General features: G+C 65.6%; 1 protein-coding gene and 1 pseudogene. One reads left to right on the forward strand and one right to left on the reverse strand.

Annotated elements, in window-relative coordinates; all coding sequences use genetic code 11:
- A partial coding sequence (locus QZ281_RS11775; RefSeq protein WP_292228579.1) for an outer membrane beta-barrel protein occupies positions 1–542 on the reverse strand: 542 nt, incomplete at its 3' end.
- A 198-nt stretch (positions 543–740) separates the two neighbouring features.
- Between QZ281_RS11775 and QZ281_RS11780 the strand changes: the two are divergent.
- Positions 741–816: pseudogene (locus QZ281_RS11780) on the forward strand (hypothetical protein); the annotation flags it as partial.

Below are 816 nucleotides of genomic sequence, written 5' to 3' on the forward strand. Positions count from 1 at the left end.
CCGGCGATCGCCTGAGCGGCGAACTTGGTCGAGCTGTCGTCAGCGGTGAAGGTGGCGCCGCGGTTGGCGCGCAGATTACCGACCGTGTCGATCGAGACGCGGTTCACACCGGCGCCGAGGCCGACGAAGGGCCGGACGCCCCAGGCCGAGGAGCCGAAGTCATAGATGACGTTGGCCATCAGGGTGGTAGACTCGATATCGCCTTCCGGCGAGTAGCAGCCGCCAGTCGCTGGCGTCAGGTTGCAGAGGCCCTGCGTGCCCGACGAGGCGCGAATGGTGCCGATGTCGCCCGAGCGATAGCCGCCTTCGAGTTCAACGCGCCAGTTGGGGTTGAAGCGATAGCCGAGGCGAGCGAACGCCGCCCAGCCCGGATTGACCTCATACTTCCAGGTCGCGCCGGTCGTCGACGATTCAGCCTTGATGTCGTGGTCGAATTTGTAGCCAGCATCGATTGCGCCGTACCAGCCATTGGGTTCAGCCGAAGCGGCGCCGGCTGCAAGCAGCCCGACCGCGGCGACAGATGCGAGAAGTTTCAGCTTCATCTGCGTCCTCACTCAAGTAAAGAAAATGCCGAAGCCGCGCCCGGTGGCGCGACCTTCCCGAGCCGAACGAGGCCGCCGCAGAGCGGTTCCACGATTTTGCTAGGATTGTGACACTGCGGCGCCATTGCAACACAATGTCTGGCGGCGCCAACGCGAAGGAAAAGAGTGATGACGATACGGTTCGACGGGCAGGTGGCGATTGTAACGGGCGCGGGCGGCGGCCTGGGCCGGGAGCACGCCCTGGCGCTGGCGGCGCGCGGCGCCAAGGTCGTGG

It is taken from the genome of Brevundimonas sp., from assembly GCF_018608325.1.
GTDB lineage: Bacteria > Pseudomonadota > Alphaproteobacteria > Caulobacterales > Caulobacteraceae > Brevundimonas.